Below are 2527 nucleotides of genomic sequence, written 5' to 3'. Positions count from 1 at the left end.
ATATTGTCCTGTCCGATTTCCGCCTGCCGGGAGGCATGACGGGACTGGACGTGATGGACGCTGTCAGGACGGACTTTGACCAGAATATTCCGGGCGTCCTGCTGACAGGGGAATCAGAAACCAGCCTGCAGGACCAGATCCAGGCCCGGCGCATCAGCCTGGTCACAAAACCGGTCAACCCCGCCTGCCTGCATCAGGCTCTGGTATCGGTAGTAACCTGATGCCCTGCTTGCGGGACCTGCGTCATACAGCTATGGTCAACGCGTCCTGGTACTGTCAGAGGAGAGACACCATGTCCGGATTTCTGAAAGCAGCCTGCCTGGTCCTTTTTATCGCCGCAGCAGCCGGCGTCGGGATCTACATTATGGACATACCATCAGCCGGTTCTGCCCGGGCCCAGGAAACAGCCATGTCCCGGTATGGCAGCGGCAACGGCAATGTAGCCCCTGCACCTGTCCCTTCACAGGAAAACAGCACAAAAAAAGACAGCGTCCCGTTGACGGCCGTCCAGCCCGATGACCGCGTTCTTGGCAATCCGGATGCCCCTGTCACAATTATCGAATACGCCTCCCTCACCTGCTCCCACTGCGCGGCCTTTCACAGGGATGTCCTGCCCCGCCTGAAGAATGAATACATCGCCACAGGCAAGGTCCGCTTCGTGTTCCGGGACTTTCCCTTTGACCAGTACGCCCTGAACGCGGCCATACTGGCCCGCTGTGCTGACCAGACACGCTATTTCGGCCTGCTGGACCTGCTGTTCAGGAACCAGGAAAAATGGGCCATGGCGGACGATCCCCTCAAGGCCCTGCAGCAGCTGGGCGCCCTGGCAGGAGTGTCGCCACAGCAGTATGACCAGTGCCTGTCGGACAAGGCCCTGGAAAAACAGATCGCACAGATGCGCCTGGACGCCGAAACCGGCCTGAAAGTTGACTCCACCCCCACCCTGTTCATCCAGGGAACCGAGCGAATCTCAGGCACCAGGCCTTATGAAACCTATACAGCAGCCATCGACCGCGCCCTGAAAAAACGCTGACAGAGAATCTTTCTTTACCGCCTGAAAGCCCGCCCGCAAGGCGGACTTTTTCTTGCTGCAACTAAAACCACCGGGCAGGATGGGATTTTCTGATCCTGTCATGATTTTGCGGGCGGTGATGCTGTGAGTCTCGAAAAACCTGAAAATACCTTAGTGGTAGGGACGAAAGCCGGGTCACCTTTCCAGGCATTTGGCGAAAATCTGATCTATCTGATAGAAGATACCAGTAAGACAGGGCTGGATCCCATTATATTCATGGGTATCCTTATGTCTGTTGCCATGGGCAGGACAACAAGAGACAGGACTGCAGGAATTCTGGAAGGAATGACCCCGGACGGCCTGTCTGTCGATGGTCTCTGGATCCTGATCGCTGCGCAAGAGAACAAAATTGTGGATCCGGAAGCAACTGACCTTGATATATTCCATGGCCAGAAAGTTTATATCGCGGGATCTTCAGGAAAAAAATATCCGCTGTGGTCCTGGAAGACCGGAAGAACAGACCAGCATCACGCCGCGGAGAAACTGGTTTCCGGGGATTTTTTACCGTCAGAGCAACTTTTCGGCCATCTGAAAGAAGCCCTGCATCTGGTGTTTATGGTGCGGAAATGGATGGACAGCCATCCGGAACCGGGTTTTTTCGACTCCCCGCCGGGACCCAAATCTGGCCTCCGTGACGGCAGCTGGACCACAGAAGATCCCTTTCCGCCAGAGGTACAGAAGCGCGTGACGGATCTTGAAGGCGTATGGGCTGAAGCTGCGCCGCGAATACCGGGCCATCTTCCGGCTTCCCGGTGGACCGGAAAAAGAGACGATACCGTTCAGCAGGGGCCCTTTGGAGCATTTGCAAAAAGTTTTGATGATACGTTTACAGATTCTGCCTCCCGCAGCAATTTCTCACTTTTCTTTCTGTCTTTGGCCTTGCGATGCCTGCGGGATGATGCAGTTTTCCTTGTTCAGGGCAGACTGGGTTCTCCGCTCTCAAAAAGTCCGCTATCCGGCGATCATGACAAATGGATCAGGGCGCTTCTGATGGAGTTTGCAAGATCCGGGCCTTCCGGTTCTCACGGGCATTACGCTCTTTTCTCTCCGGAAGGAAATGAAACCCGGCTTCCACGCAATTCTGTCTGGGACTGGTTTTTGTCTGACAAAAGAAGTCCGACGCAAAGCCAGATGCTTTTCCTTGAATTCAAAAGTCTGTTCGAGGGTAAGAGGCTGCCGTCCCGGGATTTGATGGCAATCATGCCGGATATCAGAAAAATAGCGCAGATGATTGCAAACGGGCTGTTTGTCATTTCTGAAAAGATGCGTCTGCTGAGCGAATGGGCTGCCTTTCCCCCACAGGATGCTTCTCCGGAAAAACTGAAAAGACTGAGTGACAGGTATGAGTCCGCCTGGTCCGCCTTGCAGTCACGTGTGCCGGCAGCCGCAGCAGTCCCCTCCACCCCCGATAAATCCACCCCCCGTCCTGAAGTGGTTCGCCGCGAAGAACGTCGC

The 2527-nt window shown here is 55.2% G+C and carries 3 protein-coding genes; all 3 read left to right on the top strand.

Annotated elements, in window-relative coordinates:
- Window positions 1–221, top strand: a 221-nt coding sequence (locus M3O22_04655) for a hybrid sensor histidine kinase/response regulator (protein MDP9196049.1), incomplete at its 5' end; no start/stop codon positions are given.
- A gap of 71 nt (window positions 222–292) precedes the next feature.
- On the top strand, window positions 293–1033 hold the full coding sequence (locus M3O22_04650) for a DsbA family protein (GenBank protein ID MDP9196048.1): 741 nt from the start codon (window positions 293–295) through the stop codon (window positions 1031–1033).
- A gap of 1239 nt (window positions 1034–2272) precedes the next feature.
- Window positions 2273–2527 (top strand): hypothetical protein (locus M3O22_04645; GenBank protein MDP9196047.1); only part of this gene is annotated, 255 nt, incomplete at its 3' end.

Source organism: Pseudomonadota bacterium (genome assembly GCA_030775045.1).
GTDB lineage: Bacteria > Pseudomonadota > Alphaproteobacteria > JALYJY01 > JALYJY01 > JALYJY01.
This window is presented reverse-complemented; position numbering and strand designations above follow the sequence as displayed.